Origin of the sequence: Pseudomonas sp. CF161, from assembly GCF_000416215.1 — a bacterium.
In the GTDB taxonomy this organism is placed as follows: Bacteria; Pseudomonadota; Gammaproteobacteria; order Pseudomonadales; family Pseudomonadaceae; genus Aquipseudomonas.
In genome coordinates this window covers 76,110-97,895 of record NZ_ATLP01000091.1, presented here as the reverse complement: position 1 = coordinate 97,895, position 21,786 = coordinate 76,110, and the positions used below count along the sequence as shown (strand labels likewise).

The following is a 21,786-nucleotide window of genomic DNA, read 5'->3' as shown; positions in this document are numbered from 1 at the left end:
TGGCGTCACCCTGCGCACCCGCATCGGCCTTCCCGCTCATCTGCAGGTCCTCGACGGCCTGCCGCCGCTGCCGGCCCTGGGCTACAGGCTGCACCGCGCGCAGCAGCGGCCGGCGCCGGAGGTCGAGCAATTGGCGACGCTGATTGCCGCCAGCCTGGAACGCCAGGCCGTGGATTAATCAAAGACCTTGGTGATGCGCAACTGCTCGACCCCAAGCCCATGCATATTGGCCGCCTCGCCTTCGCTGCGGCTGTTGGCGAACAGCTTGCTGCGCAACATCCTGGCCAGGATCAGGTCGGCATACAGGCTGCCGCTGCCCATCAGGGTATAGGGCGCGGTGTACGGCGGGCGGTGCCTGATCGACTCCTCCACGAACTCCAGTTGCTCGCTGCGGGTGGCCCCATGGGCGGCCCGGGCTTGCGCTTCGAACGCCGGCAGCAGGCTGATGTTTTCGAAATCCAGGTCAAACACCTCATCGGCTAACAACGGGAACTCCCGTGGCACCGGCAACACCGTCAAGCGGCCCCTGGACAGGCCCGCCTCGGCACCGGGCAGACAGGCCCCCAGCAGCTTGTCCAGTTCCGCCAGCACCAGGCAGTCATTGCCCGATAAGCGCTGCATGCCCCTGGCCACGTGGGCCGCCAGATCGACCCGGGCGCTGAGCAAGCGATCAAACGTCAGTTCCGACGTGCACAGTTCGTAACGCCCCAGGGCTTCGCTGACGCAACCACCCTGCACCACCCGCATCAGGGCCTCGAAGGTGACGACCCCGGCAATCCCCGTCTGGGAGGCGGTGTGGTGCTCCGGATGGCGATAGTCGTAGCCCAGATCGAATGCATTCCAGCGCATGGACCAGAAGCGGTCCAACTCCTGCGGATCTTCACACTCAGGTGGCTTGGGTTGTCCGGTCATAGCCCTGAAAAACTTGGCTTGCAGCTCACGGGTAATATCGAACGTGCGCAACTCCCGAACCCCAGACCGGATCACCCTGGCCCTTTCGGCATCCTTCAACCGCCACTCCCGATCGAAGACGCCGCGATTCAAATAGAAATCGATTTTTTCCAGGGACTCCACCACCTCGTTCGACGCTTTCAGGTCGCTGATCCGATAACCACGTGCCCACAACACCGCCTGATACTGCAACCACGGATTGTCGGCATTGAGCAGCACAAACAACGCCAGGCAGGCTTTGTCATCAAAACTGCCGGCCATGCTGTCCAGCGCCCAGAGGCTGCGCTGCAAAGCGTCCTGGAACACCCGGGACGCGCTGATGCGGTCCTTTTCGAAATAGGCGCGCACCCTCAGCCCGCGCAATGCCAGCAAAGCCGACACCGGTTCGGCGGTCACCCCAACCAAATCGAACCCCTGAAGCTCGGGTGTTTTCTCGAAAGCCTGGAGCGGCGAATTGAAGGGGAAACGCGCAATCCCCGGCGGGCCATAGCGCGAGGCCAGCAGGAACGGGCTGGCCTCGCCCGCGTTCACCCGGCCTTGCGCAGGCTCGACGCGGGTGGCCAGCTCGGGGCCGAGATGCTCCAGGATCGTCTGCCGGTCCACGGTTGCGCCATGGCGATTCAATTGCGTCGCCAGCAGGACCAACCTCGCCCAGATAAATGTGGGCGATGGCTCGGCGCCAAAGTGGCCGGCAATCATCGCCATAATGGCGCTGTTTTCCACTGAGCCTTCGGCGTTCAGGTCGTGACGGTAAAACCACAGCGACTGCAAAAACGCCCAAAGCTGCGTGGCGTCCTCTTCGCCGCCCTGGGCCTGCGGCATGACCACGGCCCTGATGGTGTCCAGCATCCTGCTGGTTTTTTTGTACCTGCACTTTTGCGCGAAATCCTGGGCGCCGACAGAGGCTCTTGCCAGTTCGGTCACGTGCGCGGCGTCTTTTATGGACTCGCTCGAGGTCGCCGGATCACAGACCACCACCAGCCGATCGACGCCACGGGTGAAACACGAGTCGCTATCACTGCCAGCCGCGAAATCGCCCCAGGCCCCGGTCAGCGCCTTGCAGAACGCGCTATCGGAAGCCCGGGCATGCAAGGTGATCTTGCACTGCATATAGACCCGGGTACGGGTATCTCCAAGCTGATGGGTGCAGATGATGTCATCGGTGGCCAGGCCGGATAGCTGGCCCTGAAACTGAATCTGCACCAGCGGCCCACGGCCCAGGTCGGTGCGATGGCCAGTGATCAGCAGCAACAGGTAATAGGCCTGAACCAGATGCTCAAAGCTGTTTCCCGCGCCGCCCGTTGCCAGGGGACTTGCGTATATCTTGCCGTCAGCCACCACGTTTACCCGCTCCCTGCCTGTTTGATCCGCTGATCCCGAGTGCCGCCCTGCCAGGCTCCACCGCCACGCCCCTAGCCATCCACCTGCACCACCTCGATCCCCAGCTGCCGATACGCCTCGATATCGCCCGAGGCCAGGTAGCGCTCGGTGATCATGCTGTGCAGCCGGTTGCAGGGCGCGACCACAAAGGGCTCGACCGCACCCAGCTTATCGGCGGTGGTGACCGCGATGACCTGGGACGCACTGTCGAGCATGGCCTGCTTGAGCGGCAGTTCATCGAAATGCAGGGTACTGATGCCGACCTGGGGGTGGATCGCGCAGACCCCGGTGAACAGCAGGTCGGCCTTGATGCCCTGGATCAGCCGCAGCGCCTCGTGCCCGGTGGCCGCCATGGTAATTGGGTTGAGCTGGCCGCCGGCAAGGATCACCTTGATCCCGCTGTGTTCGGCCAGGGTCATGGCGATCATCGGTGAGGCGGTGACGGCGGTGATCGTCAGCCGGGGCGCCAGGGACTGGGCGATCATCAGGGTGGTAGTGCCGGAATCGAACAGCACGATCTGCCCATCCTCCACCCGTCGCGCCGCGTGTTGCGCCAGCTGGCGCTTGATCTCGCTGACTTCCCCCATGCGCGTCAGGTAGTCCTTGCCGGTGTCCCGGGGCCGCGGCAGCGCGCCGCCATGCACCCGCTGCACCAGGCCGGCGCTGGCCAGCTCGGCCAGGTCGCGGCGGATGGTGTCTTCGGACACGGCGAAATGCTGGCTCAACTGCGCGGCCATGACCTTGCCGTCGCGTTCGAGCAGCAGCAGGATTTTCTGCCGACGCAGGGAAGGCAGTTCGGCGAGGGAATGTTCACTGTGCATGTTTGTGCCTGCTTATGCGGGTTTGCGCGAGATTAGCCAAACCCGGGGCCGAGCACAATGCGCCGCCACGGCTTTCGCCGCTGCCCATGGGCAAAGCCGATAACAGGTGGCTATGATTGGCCCCATGACGCCCATTCCCCCGCTCCGTCAACCCTGCCCACCCGGTGCCTGCATCTGCGAGCGCGAGCGCCTGCTCGACCAACCCGGGGCGGACCTGCGCATCCTCGGCCTGACCCGCCAGGAGGAAAAGCGCCTGCTTGAGCGCCTGGAAAACCTCAAGAGCCTGCAAGACCTCGAGTTCCTGCAACGCCGGCTCTACGAGCAATTGGGCATCCGCCTGGAGATCGCCCCGGGTTTCAACGAAGTGCGCAGCATGCGCGGCATCGGCATCCATATCGACGAGCTGCCGGGCCTGTGCCGCAAGACCCGCCAGTCAATCCCCGCCGCCATTCGCCGCGGCCTGGAAAAAAACCCGGAAATCGCCTACGAACTCCTCAACTCTCGCGACTTGCTGCGTGACGCGTAATTTCAAACCCCGCCCTGCACTCCGTAATCTGCGGGTGTCGCGCCCTGTCCCGGCTGGTTTATGATCGCCACCCCGCCCCGAGAAAACCCCAGAGCCCCCCATGCCAGGCCGCGTTCAATACCATCAGGTCACGCAAACCCCGGGGCTGGTGCTGGGTGAAGCCGACCTCGGCGGTTTTTGTTTCAAGCGCCACTTCCACCTCGACTTTCACGTCGGCCTGGTGACCCGGGGCATGGAGAAGATTGGTTATCGCGGCACGTCGGCGTGCCTGGAGCGGGGTTCGGTGTCGTTCATGCCGGCCCACGAGATCCACGACGGCGTGGGCGATACCGCCAGTGGCGCGATGCACACCCTGAAGACGTTTCGCATCAGCGCCGAGCTGATGACGGCCATGGTCCGGGACATCAGTGGCGACGATCAGCCGCTGCACCTGCGGCCGGCGCTGATTCGCGCGCCCCAGTGGTGGCAGCAACTGGCCCTGGTGCACCAGAGCCTGGCGGGCAATTCATCGGTTTCGGCCCTGGCCACCGATGAGCAATTGCTGCACCTGGTCAAGTCATTGCTGGAGCACTCCCAGAGCGTCAAGCCGGAGGCGATCGATGAAAAACTCGGCCACCGGCAATGGGCCACGCTGCTGGATTATTGCCACGCGCACCTGGCGCAGAAGATCAGCCTGGAGGACCTGGCCGGCCTCTGCGGGCTGAGCCGCTTTCAGTTTCTGCGGCGCTTTTCCAAGACCACCGGCATCACGCCCTACGCCTGGCTGTTGCGGCTGCGCCTGGAAAACGCCTGCCGCCTGCTCGCCAGCGGGCGCCAGAGCATCGCCCAGGTCGCGGCCGAGGTCGGTTTTTACGACCAGAGCCACTTCAACCGGGCGTTCAAGCTGGCCTACAAGGTCGCGCCGTCGGATTACTGATGGGGCGCGGCAGGCACCTGCCAGTCGACAACCTGCTGCGCGCTGATACTCACCCCGCCGCACACCACAATCACCACATCCCGGGCCTCGGCCAGGGCCGGGTGATCGAGGTAGGCCACCGCCAGCGACACGCCGCAGGAAGGTTCGACCAATTGCCGCAGATCATCGGCGTAGCGCACCACGCCCATGATCGCCTCGGCATCCGACAGCACCACGCTGCGGTGCTGGAACTCGGCGATCATCTGCACCGGCCCGAGGGCCACCTGGCGTGCGGCCAGGGTGCTGGCGACCGTCTTGACCTCATCCAGCTGCACCGGGTGCCCGGCCGCGAGCGCTGCGGCAAAGGACGCTGCGCCTTGGGTTTCACAGGCGACGATGCGGCAATCGGTGCGGCCATGACGCTTGAGCCCGGTGAGCAACCCGGCCAGCAGGCCACCCCCGCCCACCGAGGCGACCAGGGTGTCGACCTGGGGGCAGTCTTCGAGGATTTCATCGACCATGCTGCTGTGCCCCTGCCACAGGGTCGGGTGGTCGAAGGCCGGCACGTACTGGCTGTCCGGGTCTTCGGCCAGCTCCAGGGCCAGTTGGTTGGACTGGTCCCAGACCGAGCCGTGAACGATCACTTCGGCGCCGATGGCGGCGATCCGTTGCCGGGTCATCGGCGAGGTGGTATCGGGCACCACGATGCAGGCGCCCAGCCCCAGGCGGGCGGCCGCCACCGCCGTGGCCAAACCGGCATTGCCGCCAGAGGCGCAGATCACCCGGCGCTTGCCCTGCTCCGCCGCCTGGCTGCACATCAGGCCCATGCCGCGCATCTTGAACGAGCCGCTGGGTTGCAGGTTTTCCAGCTTGAGCCAGATGCGCCGGGTCGGGCTCGAAAGGCCGGGGTGAAGAATCAACGGGGTGCGGATATGCAGCATCGGATCAGCCTTTTTTGCCAGCAGGAAATAGAGCCCCAGGCTACTGAGTCGATACCACCCCCGGCTTGTAAAAAATTGCAGCCCCGGCCCCGAGTCTGGTAAATGCATGGGCGGCCTGGCCTGCACCGGCCACCACGATCTCCCCCCTTGCCCAGCGGACTGTTCGATATGCCCCAAGATTCCCTCGATGCCATACGCCACAAGGTCGCGCAGATGCCGCTCAGCGCCGCGCCGCTGCCCTGGAGGCTGGTCACCGAGATGGCCGCCGGCAGCCTGCTGGAAGTGGGTTTTGACCGCGACCTGCCGATGCTGCTGGTAACGTCCAGCGCCGGGCGCAGCGTGATCGACTGCCACAGCGGCGAGAAAATCGCCCGCGACTACCGCGAAGGTTTCGACAGCGACCTGCACCTGGAAACCCCAGGCATCGGCCCACTGGCCGGCAAGACCCTGCGCATGAGCGGCATCAACGGCGGTGGCCTGCTGCTGGGCACCCACGATGGCTGGATGGTCGAAAGCGTGACCCTGTGCTGGCCGGAACAGCATCTGCTTCTGCTGGCGCCGGGCTCCTGGCTGTACGGCGACCTCCACGACCGGCCTGGCGTCATGCACAAGCTGGCGATCGAACGGGAAATGCGCGCCTTCGGCTTTTCGCCCTGCGGCACGATTCTGGTCCTGGCCAGCAATAACGAATTGACGATTTACCGCCGCGACCTGTCACCGCCCTAAGCCCAGGCCCATCGCGCCTGGAGCAGCGCGGGGCCCTGGCCAAGCGGCGGATTCCTGCTAGCGTTTCATCCAACTTCCCGCCGTTATCAGCGATGCCGAAGGCCATCGGCCCTCGGCGCGCTGCCAAGCGGCGACTGCCTCGGCCCACCCGGAAAACCGCCCCCCATGAGCAGCGTCGACGACCGTCTCAAACTCGGCAAGCAAGCCCGCAAGCAATGCCCGCGCAGCAGTCAGGCCGCCCCCGGCAAGATCAAGCGCGACCCGCTGCCACTGATCGAAGCCTCAAGCCAGGGCCGGGTGCGCTCGCTGGTGGAGTTGCGCTACGGGCGCATGCTGGTCTCGCCCTTCACCTTCTATCGCGGCAATGCCCTGCTCCAGGCCCACGACCTTTCCACCACCCCCGACATGGGGCTGTCCTCGACCATCTGCGGTGATTGCCACCTGATGAATTTCGGCGGTTTCGCCACCCCGGAACGCAACCTGCTGTTCAGCGTCAACGACTTCGATGAAGTCCACCCCGGGCCCTGGGAGTGGGACCTCAAGCGCCTGGTGGCGAGTTTTCTGATCGCCGCCCGCGACCTGCGCCACGGCGCAGCGGTCGAGGAAGAACTGTGCCGGCAACTGGTGGGCGCCTACCAGCGCAGCATGGCCAACTGCGCCGGGGAAAGTGCGCTGGATATCTGGTACGACGCCCTGACCTATGAAGACCTGCTGGAACAGGCGCAGTCCAACCGCGCCACCCTGGAGCACGTGCAGCGCGCCATGGACAAGGCCGAGCGGCGCACCCACGCCGAGCTGCTGCCCAAGATCAGCGAACGCGATGCCCGGGGCCGCCTGCGGATTCGCGACGATCTGCCGGAAATCTTCCACCTGCACAAGAACACCACCCTGCTCGACGCCGACGATGACTGGATGCGCCTGGGGGACTGGCGGCCGCTGTACGAGACCTTGATGCGCGACTATCGCGGCACCTTGCAGGCCGACCGGCGCGACCTGCTGGCGCGCTTCAAGGCCCGGGACCTGGCGTTCAAGGTGGTGGGCGTGGGCAGTGTCGGCACCCGCTGCCTGGTGTCGCTGCTGACCGACGACCAGGAGCGGCCGCTGTTCCTGCAGTTCAAGGAGGCCCGGCGCTCGGTGCTGGCCGGCTACGTGCGCGGCAAATCGCGCCCCAGCCATAATGGCCAGCGCGTGGTCGAGGGCCAGCGCCTGATGCAGTCCGCCAGCGACCTGTTCCTGGGCTGGACCACCGGGCCCAATGGCCGGCATTTCTACGTGCGCCAACTGCGCGACATGAAGGTCTCGGCGGAACTGGAAACCTTCGACGCCGAAACCTTCGCCGCCTACGCGCGGATCTGCGGCCGGGCCCTGGCTCGGGCCCACGCCAAGGCCTCGGGGCAGGCAGCATTGATCAGCGGTTATATCGGCAAGAGCGAAACCCTGGCCGAAGCCCTGTGGCAGTACGCCAAGGCCTATGCCACGCAAAACGAGCGGGACTTCGAACGCTTCCAGCAAGCCTGCCGCAAGGGCCGCTTGCAGGCGCGTTCAGAGGCGGATTTTGCCGCCGACCATCTGCCTTGAACCTCAGTTGGGCGTGGTGTCTGCGGCCGGGTCCCGGGCGCCCAGCAGTGCCTTGATGGCCTGGGCATCCATCGGCTGGTTGAGGTAGAAACCCTGGGCCTCGTCGCACCGGATAGCGCCCAGCGCCTGCAACTGGTCGATGGTTTCCACGCCCTCGGCGGTGACCGTCAGCGACAGCGCGCGCCCCAGGCCGACAATCGCCTGGATGATCGAATGGTCGCCGCCGCTGGCGGTCAGGCCACCGACAAAACTGCGGTCGATCTTCAGGCCATCGAACGGGAACGAGCGCAGGTAACTCAGGGACGAGTAGCCGGTGCCGAAATCGTCCATCAGCAGCCGCACCCCCAGGGCCTTGAGGCCCTGCATGATGACCAGCGCACCCTGGGCATCGTCGAGCATCACGCTTTCGGTCAGCTCCAGTTCCAGACGCGCCGGGTTCAGCCCGGTCTCGGCCAGCACCGCCTTGACCCGCGCCACCAGGTGCCCGCGCTGGAATTCGGTGGGCGACAGGTTGACCGAGATCATCACCTCTTCCGGCCAACTCGCCGCCGCCTCGCAGGCGTGCTGCAGCACCCAGTTGCTCAGGGGCAGGATCAAGCCGGTTTCCTCGGCGATATGGATAAACCGATCCGGCCCCAACAGTCCGCGCTGCGGATGCTGCCAGCGCACCAGCGCCTCGGCCCCGGCCAGGCGCTGGCCCTCGATGCGGTAGCGCGGCTGGAAGTCCAGGCGCAGTTCGCCATGCTTGATCGCGTGGCGCAGGTCGCTCTCGAGCTGGCGGCGCTCGATGATCCGCGCGTTCATGTCGCCGGCGTAAAAGCGCCAGGTGGCGCGCCCGGCGTCCTTGGCTTCATACAGCGCGATATCGGCGTAGCGCAGCAGTTCCTCGGCCAGGATGGCGTCGGCCGGGGCCATGGCGATGCCGATGCTGGCGCTGATAAAGACTTCATGCTCGGCGATCTGGAACGGCTCCTCGATCCGTTCGATCAGGCGCCGGCACAGGCTCTCGACCTCGTCCTGGGAGTGCATGCCGGCCACCACCAGCACAAACTCGTCGCCGCCGATGCGCGCCACCAGGTCATCGCTGCGCAGGCACTGTTGCAGGCGCTGGGAGACCTGGTTCAGCACCAGGTCCCCGGCGGCATGCCCGAGCAGGTCGTTGACCGGTTTGAAGCGATCGAGGTCGATGCTCAGCATCAGCAGCGGCTCCTCCAGGGTCGGCGTGGCCTTGAGCTTGCCCTCGATGAACTCCTGCATCCGCGAGCGGTTGGCCAGGCCGGTCAAGGCATCGTGCTGGGACAGGTATTCGATGCGCCTGCGGGCCTCGACTTCTTCGGTGATGTCGCTGGCGGTGCCGCGATAGCCCCGGCCCTCCATCTCGCGCACCGACAAGCGGCAGATCCGTGGCTGGCCATCCCCCGCGAAGTAGTTGCACTGGACGATGGCATTGGCCCGCCGTGCATGGTCCTTGAACCATTGCGACAAGGGCCCCTGGTCGGAGGCCAGTACCTCGTCCACCGGACGCCCCAGGCAGGTGGTGCGAGACAGGCCGGTGATGGTTTCAAAGCGTTCGGAGAGGTAGGTGAAACGCAGTTGCCCGTCGAGTTCCCAGATCCAGTCGGACGCCGCCTCGGCCACATCGCGAAAGCGCTCCTCGCTGGCCGCCAACGCCCAGCGGCTGGCCTGCAACGAGTTGTAGTGGGCATCCATGGCCCGGGCCGCCGCCGTGGCCCGGCGCAGGATAAAGGCGGTCATCAGGGCAAACACCAGCCCGGCAATGCCCAACAGCGGCAAGACCAGCACCAGCAACTGCTGCCCGGGCCGCGCCGGCACCCATTGCAGCACCCCGGCGGCGTCGGGCAGGCCCACTGCGGGCAGGTCGGCTTGCGTACCGCCGACGTGCAACTGCTCGACGCCGAAATCCTGGCCCAGGGCCGCCAGACGCTGAGGCGCCAGGCGCGCGACAAACACCAGCACCGAGGCCGGCCCGCTGTCGGCCTCGACCGAGGGATCGGTGCCCGGGGTCAGGGCCGCGGCAGCCACCAGGGCCGGGGTGCCTTGCAGGTCGACAAAAAGACTGGCCGCTTCATCGCTGGCGGCGCTCTGGCGCGCGCGCTCCAGCAATTGCGGCGGGATGTCGTGGAGCCAGTCCGGGGGCGCAGCGGTCTGCAACCGGCCCTCGATCAGCGAGTACACCGGGCGATTGCTCGGATCGAGCACGAACACGCCGTCAAAACCCAGGTCGCTGAACAGCGTCGAGCCCAGGTTCTGCCGGCCAAAGGCCCAGTCGGTGTCGACGCTCTGGTGCAGGTGTCGGTAGGCGTCACCCCAGAAGGCATAGTCCTTGACCGTGGAGCGCGCGGATTTATCGAAAACCTGCAGCGCCTTTTCGATATCGAAACGGTTGTGCGCCTCGGCCTCGCGGTTCTGGCCCAGGGCGATATAGATCAGCAGGCCGCTGGTAAGCAGAAAGATCGCCAGCAACAGTAACGAACAGCCCAGCAGGGTGGCGCGGGTCAGGGACAGGTTGGAGGTCCGGGTCGCGGGCCGTTGCTCGGGATCGACGCTGAGATTGTCCATAATCCTCCGGGTGCGAGCGCGACACCGCCGCCAACCTGGGCGACCCCGGTGGTGCTCTCACCTGCCCTTTGACGATAGACAGTTTTTTCCGCGAGCCAGCCTGCAAACCGCAGAAACCCGGCCACGGCGCCCCCTGGCCGACGCCCGGTATTGCCTCCGGGCCTCGGCGAAGGTCTGGCTCAGGCCTCGGCGGTGGCCGCCACGAATGGCGGGACCTGCTCCAGCCCACGGTAAATCGGCAAGCCCAACTGCTCGCCATGGGCCACCATGCGGTCGGCGCCCGCCGAGGGGCCGCCGATGCGCAGCACCGCGTCGCAGCGTTGCAACAGGCCTTCGGCGTACGCATGAAAGTGGGCGTTGTACAGCTCGTCGCCCACCGCGCGGGAACCCGCCAAACGGGTCATGGGCAAGGCCACCCACTCCCCCAGCACCGGAAAATGCCCGGCCTTGAGCAGGTCGGCGGCGCATTGCTCCATGGCCTCGACGTTGGCCGCCAGGCGTGCCGGGTCATCGTCGGTGCCGGCGCGGTACGGGCCGGCGACCAGGATCATCAGGCTGCGCGGCGCCATCAGGTGCAGCTCCAGGTACTGCAAGAGCATGATGGTTTTGCCATCGACGATCTCGCCGGACTTGACCATGGCCAGGGCCTGCTCGAAGCCCAGCTCCAGGACTTCGATGTCTTCGCCCTCCTCCTCCAGGCCTCCGCCGTCGCCGATGCGGTCCCGGGCCTGGTACTGGCCGATGAAAAAGTGGATACGCTCGGTGACCGAGCCCGGGCTCATGAAGGCCTGGAAGATTTTTTCCACCGCCTGCACCCGGTAGCCGGTCTCTTCCTCGGCCTCCTGGCGGATCCGCTGCTCGGGGCTGGCGTTGTCCAGCAAGCCGGCCGCCGCCTCGATCAGAAACCCGCTGTGCTCATTGACGAACGCCGGCATGCGGAACTGGCGGGTCAGGAGCACGGTGCGCTGCGCCAGGTTGTACAGGAGGATGGTCGCGCCATTGCCGCGGTCATACACCTCGCGGGTCTGCGCCTGCCAGCTACCGTCGCGGCGCTGCAGATTGAAGCTGTACTTCTTGAGGATGTACCAGTTGTCCGAGAGCAACTGTTCGTCGGTGATCTGTACCCGGGGCTGACTCATGCAAGGTCCTTGTTCAGGTCGGTAGGGCTCGGCACCTCTGCCAGTTGCTCGAGCATGCGGTTGATATGAGCCTGGGTCAGGGCAAAGCCTGCCTCGCCCTGCTTCAATTGCCCGCCTTCAACCCGGGCGGCCCACCAGTCGCTGATAAACCCGGGGGCGTAACCGCCGGTGCCGAAGCCTTTGCCGAAGGCGATCATTTCGCTGTAGCTGGCCAGGTATTGTTCCTGGGTCTGCACCGGGTGCCGGCTCTGGTAGAGCCAGAACTGCAGGTCGTACAGCAGCTGCGACAAGGGGTCGGCGTGCAAGGCGAAATAACGTTTCTGCTCGACGATCTGCAACGCCACCCGGCGGATCGCCGCGCCGGTGTCGGGCAGTCCGTCGAAATGCCTGATCAGCTCCCCCAGCACTTCGGAAAACGGCGCCTCGCAGACCTTCAGCCGGTCATCCAGATAGTCCTGCTCCGAGGTGTCATAGACCTCGGGCGACACCAGGCCACGGATGAACGCTTCGAAGTTGCGGGCGAGGAAGGTCACCTGGTAATCGCCTTCCTGATCGACGTGCACCACCTGCGGCTCACCCTGCGGGCCGCACTCGCGGTAGTCGAGGGCGATCATGTCGTGCCCGGCCGAGGGGCAGCTGCAGATGTAGACGCCGAGGTCCGGGTAGCCCCACTCCTCGATCATGAACCGGCTGCCGTGCTCACCTCCCAACGACGAGCGCTGGCGGCGGCCGATGCTGAGGAAGCTGTCGATGGCGCAATGGTCCTCGGCCCAGGACGTCCACTCCTCGGTGGGGAAGCAGCTCAGTTGGGGCCGGCCGCCATTGTGGCGCTTCATGAAGGCGATATAGGACGCCGGCAGGCGGTAGCCCAGGGCCTGTTCCAGCTCGGCGATCAGTTGATCGTCCGGGGGCTGGTCATGGCTGTCGCCGCGGGTGTTCGGCTCCCAGAAACTCGTCAGGTCGATATCGTGCAGCAGCTCGCTCATCCGGTGCATCCCTTGCGGTAAAAGGCAGGCGCCAAGGCTACCTCAACCGTTCCTCACATCCACCAGCGCAGCAGAAAAAAGAACGCCATGCTCAACAACATGCTGAGCAAGGTGTTGCGGGTGAAGACCACCAGCGCGATGGCCACCAGCGAACTGAGCAGGTACGGGTTGTGCCATTGCAGGTTCAACTGGTGGTCGGGCATGAACACGATCGGCCCGCAGATCGCGGTTAGCATGCCCGGTACGGCAAAACCGAGAAACTGCCGGGCATTGCTGCCCAGCCGCAGCGGCAGGCGCGGCTCTAGAAACACGTAGCGGTTGAGGAAGACCAGGAACCCCATGCCGAAAATCACTGCCCAGACCATCATGTGCGCTCCCGATACAGCTTGTTGCAGATAAAGCCCGCGGTCATGCCCGCCAGCCCCGACAGAACCAGCGCCGACCCCCACTGCAAGTAGCTGAAAAGCACCGAGCAGAACAGCGAGACGGCGACACAGACCACGGTCGGCACGTTGCGCACCAGGGGCGTGATCAGGGCGATAAAGGTCGCGGCGATGGAAAAGTCCAGGCCCAGGTGCTCCAACCCGGGAATGCTCTTGCCGAGGACGATGCCAGCCAGGGTGAACAGGTTCCAGGCCACGTAAAACGTCAGGCCCACGCCCAGGGCGTACCAGCGGTTGAACTGCTCCCGGTCATGGGCGCTGATCAGGGCGAACAACTCGTCAGTGAGCAAAAAGCCCAGCCCCATGCGCCAGCGCCCCGGCAAGGGGGAAATCACCGAGCGCAGGCTCATGCCGTAGAGCAAGTGCTGGGAGGTCAGGAGCAAGGTGGTCAGCAGGATCGAGAAAACCCCGGCACCGCCCTTGAGCATGCCGATCGCCACCAATTGCGCGGCACCGGCAAACACGATGCCCGACAGCCCCTGCCCTTGCAGCGGCGTGAGGTTGGCCTCGATGGCCATGGACCCGGCGAGCAGTCCCCAGGGCGCGGTCGCCAGGGACAGTGGAATGATGGCAATGGCACCGCGCACAAAGGCGGCGCGCGGCAAAAGCTGGCTGGACATAAAACCCTGCATTCCCTAAATGGACAGCGACTGTGCCAGCCCCGGAGGCTGTTGGCTTGAACAATCTTGCGCATTTGCCCATGTCATGGCGGACGCCGTGAGTGTCGAACCAGCGCAGCCTGTGGCAGCGGCCACAAATGACAACGCCCCTCACGAGGGAGGGGCGTTGGCGGTCACGCGCAAGACGGTGCGGCTTACATTTGCACCAGATTGGCGATCTTCACGTCCGGATCGACGTCGGCTTCGTAGTCGACACCCGGGATCTCGAACCCGAACAGGCGCAGGAACTCTTGCTTGTAGCCGACGAAGTCGGTCATTTCGTAGAGGTTTTCGCTGGTGACCTGGTCCCACAGCGCCTTGACCCGGTCCTGGACTTGCGGCTCCAGTTCCTTGTAGTCGGCACGCAGGCGGCCTTCCTGGTCGATCACCGGAGTCTCGGCGTAGAGGCTGTTTTTATACAGACCGTACACCTGCTCGATGCAACCTTCGTGACTGCCCTGCTCTTTCATGACCTTGAACAGCAGCGACAGGTACAGCGGCATGATCGGGATCGCCGAGCTGGCCTGGGTCACCACGGCCTTGAGCACCGATACACGGGCATCGCCGTGCAGGTCTGCCAGCTGCTTGCGCATGCCGATGACCTTGTGGTCCAGGTCCTTCTTGGCTTCGCCAATGGAACCGTTCCAGTAGATGTCGTGGGTCAGCTTCTCGCCCAGGTAGGTGAAGGCGGTGGTTTTCGCGCCTTCGGCCAGCACGCCGGCGTCGTGCAGTGCGTCGATCCACATCTGCCAGTCTTCGCCACCCATGACCGCGATGGTGCCGTCGATTTCTTCCTGGGTCGCAGGCTGCAGCGTGGTTTCCTTGACGATTTCCTTGTCGGTGTCCACACCGCGCAGGGTCACCGATTTGCCCAGCGGCTTGAGGGTCGAGCTCAGGACTTCGCCGGTTTTCGGGTGGGTACGGCGCGGTGCAGCCAGGCTGTAGACCACCAGGTCGATCTTGCCCAGGTCGCGCTTGATGGTCTCGATGGTCTCGGCCTTGACCGCATCGGAGAACGCATCACCGTTGATGCTCTTGGCGTACAGGCCTTTTTCTTCGGCAAATTTGTGGAAGGCGGCGGTGTTGTACCAGCCGGCAGTTCCGAGCTTGCCGTCAACGCTGCCGCGCTCGAAGAACACCCCCAGGGTGTTGGCGCCGCAACCGAAGGCCGCGGTAATCCGCGCCGCCAGGCCGTAGCCGGTGGATGCGCCGAGCACCAGTACGTTCTTTGGCCCAGCGTCGATGGCGCCCTGTTCAGTGACGTAGTCGATCTGTTGCTTGACGTTGGCCTCGCAGCCGACCGGGTGGGTCGTCACACAGATAAAGCCGCGAACGCGGGGTTTGATGACCATACACAATCTCCAAATTCAATATGCCAAGAGCCAATACGGGCTGTAGCAGTGTCACGAGTTCAAGTTCATAGACGCTCGGAACGCCTTCGCGTCACGGCGAGATTGGCAATGCAGCCAATTTAGACTCGTTATCCAACTGATCACGGTGGGTACAACCCGGGGATTCTAGTGCCCCGGACCCGGATTGCGTAGCCGCAAGCGGCAAAACTCTAGCAGTTACCCTGCGCCCAGGGTGCGCCGCGCGGAAAATCCCGCAGCACGCCGGGCTATCGAGCCGCCCGCAGATTGGCCACAATGCCCCGCCTGGCACGCTCCGCCCGCGCCAGCCCCGAATGGACCCAAGGAAAAACACCCGCGTCATGGATATCCAAGTACTGGCAAAACTGCTGCATGACGCCGGCTGCAACCCGCGCTCGTACAGCATTGGCTCCGACCGGGGCGCCTCCGACGCCTACTGCCTGGTCAAGCACGGCCCGCAGTGGCGCGTGTTCTACACCGAACGCGGCCAGGCGGAGCCGCCGGAGTATGTGTCCAAGGATGAAGACCAGGCCTGTCGCTACTTTCTGCAACTGATACTGGCGTTGCCCCACAACCACTGTGTCGGTTTTTTCCGCAGCCAGACCAAAGCCGACGAGCTGTATGCCGGGTTGCACGCGGCGGGACTCAACCCGACCCAGGACTGGATTCCCTACGGCGGCCCTGACGACCCGCGGTTTCGTATATTCGTCAGCGGCCCGGCTATTTTTGGCGCCCGCGAACTGCTGGGCACCCTGCCTCGGGAAGACGCCTGAGCTTGATTACCTGCGCGCCCCTTCTTCAGCCACGTATTTGCAAGCACAAGGAACCCCTCGCCGATGGATGCCAAGACCCTGGTCGCCAACTGCAAAAAGCAAAAAGACCACTACCTGCACAGCCTGCTCGGCGACCAGACCCAGGTCGGCCAGCAGTTGCAGGCCCTGGCGCTGACCGCGCAACAGAAGGCCCAGGTCCTGGCGGTGATCGATGGCGCCTTGACCGACCAGCTGTACAGCCTGTTGCTGGGCCTGGACGGCGCCGCCAGCATCGGCGACGAACAGCATGACTTTGCGCTGTACAACGAAGCCGGCGAAGCCATCAGCGGCAGCGGCGAACTGGAAGCCCAGGCCTATGCGCAACTGATCGAGGCGGCCACCGGCTGACTAGCCCTGGGGCCGGTCGAGGGCGGCGTCCAGCGCCGCCTCCAGCTCTGCCTCGGCAACCGCCTGGCCATCGAGCCACAGGCTCAGGTCGGCCAGGTGAATGTTCAGGGTCACTTCCCGACGATCCCCAGGGTACTTGCGCAGGCGCAGATCGAGGCCCAAGGCCGACTCATCCGCCGCCAGCAAGTCCCATTGCCCGCTGCTCAGATCCAGCAGCACCCGGCCCTGGCCCAGGGCCTCGACCTTGGGCGCATACAGCCAGTGGCTCATGCGCATTTCCCGAGGCTCCAGGCTGACGCGCAGGCGGCCGTTGCAGTAGTTTTGCGGGGTGCACATGGGGGCGGGTCCTCGGAACAATTTCGGGGGGTGGGGATCATAACCCGGCCCCTGAAAAAACCTCAGCGGCACGGCACAATCCCTCGTCCGCCAGTGCGGGATTCGCTACTATGTGTTCCCGTTTTCCTGCCTGTGCCGTCAAGCCACCCTGGAGCCCGAATGCCCAATCCCAAGGACATCGCCACCGACAATGGCGCGCCGATGATTCCGGAGCAACGTCGCGAGCAGATCCTGCGTCAGTTGCGCAAGCACCAGGTGCTGAGCGTGCATCAGTTGATGGAAATGTTCGATTGCTCGCACATGACCGTGCGCCGCGATATCGCCCTGCTGGAGCAGGAAGGCCGGGCCTATTCGGTCACCGGTGGGGTGCGCATCGCCAGCCAGTTGCACAGCGAGCCAAGCCATCAGTCCAAGGCGGTGGTCGAGCTGCCGCAGAAGCAGGCCATGGCCAAATTGGCCGCCCGCCTGTTACGCGCGGACATGACGGTGTACCTGGACGCAGGCACCAGCACCCTGGAAATCGTGCCCTACATCAAGGCGCTCTCGGGCATGACCGTGGTCACCAATGATTTCGGGGTGGTACAGGCGTTGATGGAGGCGCCGCAAGTGACGGTGATCCACACCGGCGGCCAGCTCGACCACTCCAACCATTCCTGCGTCGGCGGCCTGGCCGTGACCACCTTGCGCCAGATGGTGACCGACATTGCTTTTATGTCCACCAGTTCCTGGGACCTGCGCCGTGGCATCACCACCCCTTCGGCGCTGAAGGTCGAGGTCAAGCAGGTGGCGATGCAGTCGGCGTCCCAGGTGGTGCTGGTGGCCAGCAGTTCGAAATACGGCACCTTCAGCATGTACCGCATCGCCGGCCTGGAGCAGTTCGACGTCATCATCAGCGACGCCGCCCTGGCCCCGGCAGCGGCAGATGGGATTCGCAAACAAGGCGTCGAGCTGCTGCTCCCCGAGTAAACAACCCTGTAGCTGCTGACGCGACATCCCCCCCTGACCCACCACGGCGACAGATCCGGCCAGCGCAGCCTCGTGCCTCGGCAACGGCTACCGGGGCTGGGGTTTTTCGGTTTGTTGCATAAACAGGCCCAGTTCCCTGGCGTAGAACCTGGCCATGCCGGTGGTGCCGTGGCCGCGGGTCTCGGCGCTGGCCGGGATCAGCACCAGCCGCGCGTTCTTGAGCTGGCGCAGCGAGGCTTCCAGGGTGCCGGTTTCCGGCGGGTTGCGCTCGTCATCGGCCGAGTTGATGGCCAGCACCGGGGCCTGGATCTTGCCGAGGCCCGGGGCAGCGTTGTAGTCGGCGGACGATTGCCACTGGTAGATAAAGTCATTGGCGTCGGCGGTTTGCGCCGCGTTGAGGCGCTCATCCACCAGTTTGTCGGCCAGGGCCCGGGTCGGTGCAGCCGCCTGATACGCCAGCGTGCCGCCACTGGTGCCAACGCTGAACAGCGCATTGGCCAGGCGCAGGGACGGTGGCTGGACGCTGTAGTTGCCGTTGTTCCAGGCCGGGTCCTGCTTGATCGACTCCACCAGCAGCCGGCGCATCATCCAGTTGCGCGACGACATCTCGGTCGGCTGCGACGCCATGGGCACCAGGGCATCCATCATCTGCGGCCAGGTCTGGCCCCACATCCAGGTTTGCATGCCGCCCATGGAATTGCCGATGACCAGCCGCAGGTGCTTGACCCCCAGGCCCTCGGTCACCAGCCGGTACTGAGCCTGGACCATGTCTGCGTAGTTGTACGCGGGGAATTTGGCCCGCAGCCCGTCCGAAGGCTTGCTCGACTGGCCGACGCCGATGCCATCGGTGGAAATGATGTAGTACTTGCTGGCGTCCAGCGGCTGGCCGGGGCCGAACAGTTCGCCGCCAAAGTCCTTGCTCAGCACATCGCTGCCAGGGCGGTAGGTGCCGTGCAGGTAGAGGATGGCCGGTTTTTTCGGATTGCCGAGGGTGATGTAGTGCAGTTTCAGATTGGCCAGCTTTTCACCGGTATGGAAGGTGAATTCGGGGGCCACCCAGTCCCCTTCGGTGGCCTCCGGCAAGGGCGCGGCGCTGAGGGTGGAGCCGGTGAAAAGCAGGGAAAACAGCAGCCCGATAGCGGGCCGGGAAGCGAAGCGCTGCATGGGATGAGTCCTGTTGTTTTTGTTCTGGGAGCCCCTGCGCGAGCGGCGCGCAGGGGGTGCATCGAGGGTTTAGCGGGCCTTCCAGTCGCGCAGCCATTGCAGGCCGGCCGAGGTGTCGCCCCGTGGGCGGTATTCGCAGCCGATCCAGCCGTCATACCCCAGCTCGTCGATGAGGTCGAACAGGTACGGGTAGTTCAGCTCCCCCAGGTCCGGCTCGTGACGGTCCGGCACGCCGGCGATCTGGATATGGCCAATGCCGGCAAAATCGCGACGCAGCTTGACCGCCAGGTCACCTTCGACGATCTGGCAGTGGTAGCAGTCGAACTGCACCTTGAGGTTGCTGGCCCCGACTTCCCGGCAGATGGCCTGGGCCTGGTCCTGGCGATTGAGGAAAAAGCCCGGCATGTCGCGGGTATTGATCGGTTCGAGCAACACCGTGACCCCGACCTTGGCCGCCTGGGCACTGGCATAGGCCAGGTTTTCCAGGTACACGCCGTGGTGCCGCGCGCGGTCGTTTTCGGACGGCAGCAGGCCGGCCATCACGTGGATCCGCGAGTTGCCCAGCACCGCGGCGTATTCCAGGGCGCGGTCGAAGCCGGTGCGAAATTCACTCTCGCGCCCGGGCAGGCTCACGGTGCCCCGCTCGCCCGCCGCCCAGTCGCCCGGTGGCGCGTTGAACAAGGCCTGGACCAGGCCGTTGTCGCCCAGGCGCTGCTTGAGTTCCTGGGCGCTGTAGTCGTACGGAAACAGGTACTCCACCGCTTCGAAACCATCGGCCGCGGCGGCGGCGAAACGGTCGAGAAACTCGTGTTGCGGGTAGAGCATGCTGAGGTTGGCAGCAAAACGAGGCATGTTAACTCCTGGGACAAAGGGTCAGACAAAAGGCCAGATCAACAGGGTAATCAAGAAACCCAAAGTGCCGAGCAAGGTGGTGATCACGGTCCAGGTACGCAGGCCGTCGGCGACATTAAGCCCGGCCAGCTTGGTGAAGATCCAGTAGCCGGCGTCGTTGATGTGGGACATCGCCAACCCGCCACCGCCCATGGCCAGGCACAGCAGGGCCATGTGATTGGGGGTCAGGTTGAGGGTCGCGATCAGCGGCGCGATGATCCCGGCGGTGGTCACCAGGGCCACGGTGGTCGAACCTTGCACCGCACGCAGCAGCATGGTCAGCAAAAAGCCCAGGGCCAGCACTGGCAGGCCCGTGGTGCGCAGCATGTCGGAGACCACGGCACCGATCCCGGTGTCCACCAGGACCTTGCCGAACACACCGCCGGCACCGGCGATCAGGATCACCATGGCCACGCCCGGCAGGGCCGAACCGATCACATCCGAGACCTGGGACCGGCTCCAGCCGCGACGCGAACCCAGCAGCCAGGCACAGAGCAAGGTGTCGATCAGCAGCGCCACCAGGGGCGCGCCGAGCACGGTCATGATCCCGCGCAGGGTCGACTCGGGGGGCAGCAGCGAAGTGGCCAGGGTGCCCAGGAGAATCAGGACGATCGGCAGCAGAATCAGGCTGACGATCAGGCCGAAACCCGGTGGTGGCGCCGGCGGCAGCTTGGACACGATGCTGCTGGTGGACTCTTCCAGGCCCATGTGGGACACGGCCGCGGTGGCCTGGGCGCTGGTTTGGCTGGAGCCGTTGTTCCAGGCTTCGAGGTCGGCGTTGGTGACGTGAGGGCCATAGACTTCGGCGCGGATATCGTCGGTCATCGGGTAGAAGCGACGGGTCATGCGCCCGGCCACACGGTAGCCGACGTAGCACAGGAAAGCGGTCAGCGGCAGGCCGAACATCAGCACCCGGCCCAGGTCCGCGCCCAGTTGGCTGGCGGCGGCCACAGCGCCCGGATGCGGCGGCAGGAACGCGTGCACGGTGAGCAGCGCCGCACACATTGGCAGGGCGAAGATCAGCAGCGGCTTGCGCGCCTTGCGGGCCAGGCCATAGGCCAGCGGCATCAGGATGATGACCCCGACCTCGAAGAACACCGGCACGCCGATGATGAAGCCGGCAATGGTCAGCGCCAGCGGTGTACGGCGGTTGCCGAAGCGTTCGATCAGGGTCTTGGCCAGGGCCTCGGCACCACCGGAAAGCTCGATGATGCGTCCGATCATCGCCCCCAGGGCAATGATGATCGCGATGTGGCCCAGGGTCTTGCCCATGCCGCCTTCAATGGTGGCCACCAGGTCTGCCGGTTTGACCCCGGCCACCAGCGCCACCAGGATGCTCACCAGCATCAGCGCGACAAAGGGCTGGAACTTGTACTTGAGCACCAGGAACAACAGCGTGGCGATGCCCACGCCGGCGATCAGCATCAGGATCAGCGGGCTCATGATGCCAGCCCTCCGTCGCGGACCAGGGATAGTGTGTTAACGAGACTGCAGTCGGGATACGTCATGGGTGAAGTCCTGTTGTTATTGTTTTTCAGGCAGACCGGTCTCCACCGGAGTCGCAATGCGTCTCCCATGGCCTGCCTGCATTTACCTTGGGTCAAGTGAGTACTGGTGCCCTACCAGGCGGCACCGAAGGTTTCGCGCAACTCGTCCAGGGCCGCCTGACTCAGCGGCTCCGGCCGGGGCTGGGTCATCAGCCACAGGCGCGCGGTTTCTTCGAGTTCTTCCAGGGCGTAGCTGGCCCTGGACACCGAGCTTTCCCAGACCACCGGGCCCAGGCGCTCGAGCATCACCCCACGTACCCGGTTGGCCAGTTGCGCCACCTGTTCGGCGACGTTCGGCGAGCCGGGGCGCTGGTAACCGATCAGCGGGATGTGCCCGACCTTCATCACCTGGTACGGGGTCAGCGGCGGCAGGATGTCATCCGCCTGCCAGACACCGGCCAGGGTCAGTGCCACCAGGTGCGTGGAATGGGTGTGCACCACCCCGCCCACGCCCGGGTTGCGATCGTAGACCTGGCGATGCAGGGCCAGGGTCTTGGACGGCTTGTCGCCGGACACCCACTCCCCCGCCAGGTTGACCTTGGCAATGGCCGCCGGGTCCAGGCGCCCGAGGCAGACATCGGTCGGGGTGATCAGCCAGCCATCGTCCAGGCGCGCGCTGATATTGCCCGCGCTGCCCACGGTATAGCCGCGCTGATAGAGGCTGCGACCGACGTCGCAGATCTCTTCGCGCAGGGCGTTTTCCTTGCTCAGGGCGCTTTGGACTGCC

The 21,786-nt window shown here is 65.1% G+C and carries 21 protein-coding genes and 1 pseudogene; 8 read left to right on the top strand and 14 right to left on the bottom strand.

Annotated features, from left to right (window positions below):
* Nucleotides 1-178: pseudogene (locus CF161_RS33460) on the top strand (LysR family transcriptional regulator); the annotation flags it as partial.
* Here the strand turns inward: CF161_RS33460 and CF161_RS19615 are convergent.
* Both CF161_RS19615 and CF161_RS19610 read right to left on the bottom strand, forming a co-directional pair.
* On the bottom strand, nucleotides 175-2,202 hold the full coding sequence (locus CF161_RS19615) for a hypothetical protein (protein ID WP_156882702.1): 2,028 nt from the start codon (nucleotides 2,200-2,202) through the stop codon (nucleotides 175-177). The pseudogene CF161_RS33460 and the gene CF161_RS19615 overlap by 4 nt on opposite strands.
* Nucleotides 2,203-2,363: 161 nt before the next feature.
* Nucleotides 2,364-3,152, bottom strand: coding sequence for a DeoR/GlpR family DNA-binding transcription regulator (locus tag CF161_RS19610; RefSeq protein ID WP_020298342.1), 789 nt, complete (start codon nucleotides 3,150-3,152; stop codon nucleotides 2,364-2,366).
* Nucleotides 3,153-3,276: 124 nt separating this feature from the next.
* On the opposite strand from CF161_RS19610, the gene CF161_RS19605 reads away from it, so the two are divergent.
* Nucleotides 3,277-3,678, top strand: coding sequence for a hypothetical protein (locus CF161_RS19605; protein ID WP_020298341.1), 402 nt, complete (start codon nucleotides 3,277-3,279; stop codon nucleotides 3,676-3,678).
* A gap of 100 nt (nucleotides 3,679-3,778) precedes the next feature.
* Nucleotides 3,779-4,594, top strand: coding sequence for an AraC family transcriptional regulator (locus CF161_RS19600; RefSeq protein WP_020298340.1), 816 nt, complete (start codon nucleotides 3,779-3,781; stop codon nucleotides 4,592-4,594).
* On the opposite strand, the gene CF161_RS19595 is transcribed toward CF161_RS19600, so the two are convergent.
* Nucleotides 4,588-5,514: a pyridoxal-phosphate dependent enzyme gene (locus CF161_RS19595; RefSeq protein ID WP_020298339.1), complete on the bottom strand. Its 927-nt coding sequence runs from the start codon at nucleotides 5,512-5,514 to the stop codon at nucleotides 4,588-4,590. The genes CF161_RS19600 and CF161_RS19595 overlap by 7 nt on opposite strands.
* Before the next feature lie 168 nt (nucleotides 5,515-5,682).
* Here CF161_RS19595 and CF161_RS19590 point away from each other — a divergent pair, with 168 nt between their 5' ends.
* Nucleotides 5,683-6,240 carry a hypothetical protein gene (locus CF161_RS19590; RefSeq protein WP_043229880.1) on the top strand — a complete coding sequence of 186 codons (558 nt, stop codon included), beginning with the start codon at nucleotides 5,683-5,685 and terminating at the stop codon, nucleotides 6,238-6,240.
* Nucleotides 6,241-6,405: 165 nt separating this feature from the next.
* Nucleotides 6,406-7,818, top strand: coding sequence for a DUF2252 domain-containing protein (locus tag CF161_RS19585; RefSeq protein WP_020298337.1), 1,413 nt, complete (start codon nucleotides 6,406-6,408; stop codon nucleotides 7,816-7,818).
* A gap of 3 nt (nucleotides 7,819-7,821) precedes the next feature.
* Here CF161_RS19585 and CF161_RS19580 read toward each other — a convergent pair whose 3' ends face one another.
* The 6 genes from CF161_RS19580 to fabV all read right to left on the bottom strand — a co-directional run bounded on the left by CF161_RS19580 (nucleotide 7,822) and on the right by fabV (nucleotide 14,977).
* On the bottom strand, nucleotides 7,822-10,398 hold the full coding sequence (locus CF161_RS19580) for an EAL domain-containing protein (protein ID WP_020298336.1): 2,577 nt from the start codon (nucleotides 10,396-10,398) through the stop codon (nucleotides 7,822-7,824).
* Nucleotides 10,399-10,577: 179 nt separating this feature from the next.
* Entirely contained in the window at nucleotides 10,578-11,537 is a 960-nt protein-coding gene (locus tag CF161_RS19575; protein ID WP_020298335.1) for an NUDIX domain-containing protein, read from the bottom strand.
* Complete coding sequence (locus tag CF161_RS19570) at nucleotides 11,534-12,523, bottom strand: SMI1/KNR4 family protein (protein WP_020298334.1); 990 nt, start codon at nucleotides 12,521-12,523, stop codon at nucleotides 11,534-11,536. Before CF161_RS19570 ends, CF161_RS19575 begins: the two co-directional genes overlap by 4 nt.
* Nucleotides 12,524-12,576: 53 nt before the next feature.
* On the bottom strand, nucleotides 12,577-12,888 hold the full coding sequence (locus tag CF161_RS19565; protein ID WP_020298333.1) for an AzlD domain-containing protein: 312 nt from the start codon (nucleotides 12,886-12,888) through the stop codon (nucleotides 12,577-12,579).
* Nucleotides 12,888-13,586 (bottom strand): AzlC family ABC transporter permease, encoded by a 699-nt coding sequence (locus CF161_RS19560; protein ID WP_020298332.1) that lies wholly within the window; start codon nucleotides 13,584-13,586, stop codon nucleotides 12,888-12,890. Before CF161_RS19560 ends, CF161_RS19565 begins: the two co-directional genes overlap by 1 nt.
* A gap of 194 nt (nucleotides 13,587-13,780) precedes the next feature.
* On the bottom strand, nucleotides 13,781-14,977 hold the full coding sequence (fabV, locus tag CF161_RS19555; protein ID WP_020298331.1) for an enoyl-ACP reductase FabV: 1,197 nt from the start codon (nucleotides 14,975-14,977) through the stop codon (nucleotides 13,781-13,783).
* A 359-nt stretch (nucleotides 14,978-15,336) separates the two neighbouring features.
* Between fabV and CF161_RS19550 the strand changes: the two genes are divergently transcribed.
* Together CF161_RS19550 and CF161_RS19545 are read left to right on the top strand one after the other, a co-directional pair.
* Nucleotides 15,337-15,768 carry a hypothetical protein gene (locus CF161_RS19550; RefSeq protein WP_020298330.1) on the top strand — a complete coding sequence of 144 codons (432 nt, stop codon included), beginning with the start codon at nucleotides 15,337-15,339 and terminating at the stop codon, nucleotides 15,766-15,768.
* A gap of 63 nt (nucleotides 15,769-15,831) precedes the next feature.
* Nucleotides 15,832-16,155, top strand: coding sequence for a hypothetical protein (locus CF161_RS19545; protein WP_020298329.1), 324 nt, complete (start codon nucleotides 15,832-15,834; stop codon nucleotides 16,153-16,155).
* Here the strand turns inward: CF161_RS19545 and CF161_RS19540 are convergent, their stop codons facing one another.
* Nucleotides 16,156-16,491, bottom strand: a complete 336-nt coding sequence (locus CF161_RS19540) for a hypothetical protein (protein ID WP_020298328.1) — start codon at nucleotides 16,489-16,491, stop codon at nucleotides 16,156-16,158.
* A 159-nt stretch (nucleotides 16,492-16,650) separates the two neighbouring features.
* Between CF161_RS19540 and CF161_RS19535 the strand changes: the two genes are divergently transcribed.
* Nucleotides 16,651-17,457: a DeoR/GlpR family DNA-binding transcription regulator gene (locus CF161_RS19535; protein WP_020298327.1), complete on the top strand. Its 807-nt coding sequence runs from the start codon at nucleotides 16,651-16,653 to the stop codon at nucleotides 17,455-17,457.
* 87 nt (nucleotides 17,458-17,544) lie between these two features.
* Here the strand turns inward: CF161_RS19535 and CF161_RS19530 are convergent, their stop codons facing one another.
* The 4 genes from CF161_RS19530 to CF161_RS19515 form a co-directional block, all read right to left on the bottom strand.
* The gene (locus CF161_RS19530; protein ID WP_020298326.1) at nucleotides 17,545-18,621 is read right to left on the bottom strand and encodes an alpha/beta fold hydrolase; all 1,077 of its coding nucleotides are present in this window, start codon (nucleotides 18,619-18,621) and stop codon (nucleotides 17,545-17,547) included.
* Nucleotides 18,622-18,690: 69 nt separating this feature from the next.
* Nucleotides 18,691-19,473, bottom strand: a complete 783-nt coding sequence (gene otnI / locus CF161_RS19525) for a 2-oxo-tetronate isomerase (RefSeq protein WP_020298325.1) — start codon at nucleotides 19,471-19,473, stop codon at nucleotides 18,691-18,693.
* A 21-nt stretch (nucleotides 19,474-19,494) separates the two neighbouring features.
* Nucleotides 19,495-20,955, bottom strand: coding sequence for a GntP family transporter (locus CF161_RS19520; RefSeq protein WP_020298324.1), 1,461 nt, complete (start codon nucleotides 20,953-20,955; stop codon nucleotides 19,495-19,497).
* Between the two features lie 176 nt (nucleotides 20,956-21,131).
* On the bottom strand, nucleotides 21,132-21,770 hold the full coding sequence (locus CF161_RS19515) for an aldolase (RefSeq protein WP_043229878.1): 639 nt from the start codon (nucleotides 21,768-21,770) through the stop codon (nucleotides 21,132-21,134).
* Nucleotides 21,771-21,786 lie beyond the last annotated feature (16 nt).

What these genes read in the sequence shown, in the direction of transcription:
- CF161_RS19610 (WP_020298342.1), bottom strand. Translation starts at nt 3,152, where the DNA reads ATGCACAGTGAACATTCCCTCGCCGAACTGCCTTCCCTGCGTCGGCAG.
- CF161_RS19605 (WP_020298341.1), top strand. Translation starts at nt 3,277, where the DNA reads ATGACGCCCATTCCCCCGCTCCGTCAACCCTGCCCACCCGGTGCCTGC.
- CF161_RS19600 (WP_020298340.1), top strand. Translation starts at nt 3,779, where the DNA reads ATGCCAGGCCGCGTTCAATACCATCAGGTCACGCAAACCCCGGGGCTG.
- CF161_RS19595 (WP_020298339.1), bottom strand. Translation starts at nt 5,514, where the DNA reads ATGCTGCATATCCGCACCCCGTTGATTCTTCACCCCGGCCTTTCGAGC.
- CF161_RS19590 (WP_043229880.1), top strand. Translation starts at nt 5,683, where the DNA reads ATGCCCCAAGATTCCCTCGATGCCATACGCCACAAGGTCGCGCAGATG.
- CF161_RS19585 (WP_020298337.1), top strand. Translation starts at nt 6,406, where the DNA reads ATGAGCAGCGTCGACGACCGTCTCAAACTCGGCAAGCAAGCCCGCAAG.
- CF161_RS19580 (WP_020298336.1), bottom strand. Translation starts at nt 10,398, where the DNA reads ATGGACAATCTCAGCGTCGATCCCGAGCAACGGCCCGCGACCCGGACC.
- CF161_RS19575 (WP_020298335.1), bottom strand. Translation starts at nt 11,537, where the DNA reads ATGAGTCAGCCCCGGGTACAGATCACCGACGAACAGTTGCTCTCGGAC.
- CF161_RS19570 (WP_020298334.1), bottom strand. Translation starts at nt 12,523, where the DNA reads ATGAGCGAGCTGCTGCACGATATCGACCTGACGAGTTTCTGGGAGCCG.
- CF161_RS19565 (WP_020298333.1), bottom strand. Translation starts at nt 12,888, where the DNA reads ATGGTCTGGGCAGTGATTTTCGGCATGGGGTTCCTGGTCTTCCTCAAC.
- CF161_RS19560 (WP_020298332.1), bottom strand. Translation starts at nt 13,586, where the DNA reads ATGTCCAGCCAGCTTTTGCCGCGCGCCGCCTTTGTGCGCGGTGCCATT.
- fabV (WP_020298331.1), bottom strand. Translation starts at nt 14,977, where the DNA reads ATGGTCATCAAACCCCGCGTTCGCGGCTTTATCTGTGTGACGACCCAC.
- CF161_RS19550 (WP_020298330.1), top strand. Translation starts at nt 15,337, where the DNA reads ATGGATATCCAAGTACTGGCAAAACTGCTGCATGACGCCGGCTGCAAC.
- CF161_RS19545 (WP_020298329.1), top strand. Translation starts at nt 15,832, where the DNA reads ATGGATGCCAAGACCCTGGTCGCCAACTGCAAAAAGCAAAAAGACCAC.
- CF161_RS19540 (WP_020298328.1), bottom strand. Translation starts at nt 16,491, where the DNA reads ATGTGCACCCCGCAAAACTACTGCAACGGCCGCCTGCGCGTCAGCCTG.
- CF161_RS19535 (WP_020298327.1), top strand. Translation starts at nt 16,651, where the DNA reads ATGCCCAATCCCAAGGACATCGCCACCGACAATGGCGCGCCGATGATT.
- CF161_RS19530 (WP_020298326.1), bottom strand. Translation starts at nt 18,621, where the DNA reads ATGCAGCGCTTCGCTTCCCGGCCCGCTATCGGGCTGCTGTTTTCCCTG.
- otnI (WP_020298325.1), bottom strand. Translation starts at nt 19,473, where the DNA reads ATGCCTCGTTTTGCTGCCAACCTCAGCATGCTCTACCCGCAACACGAG.
- CF161_RS19520 (WP_020298324.1), bottom strand. Translation starts at nt 20,955, where the DNA reads ATGAGCCCGCTGATCCTGATGCTGATCGCCGGCGTGGGCATCGCCACG.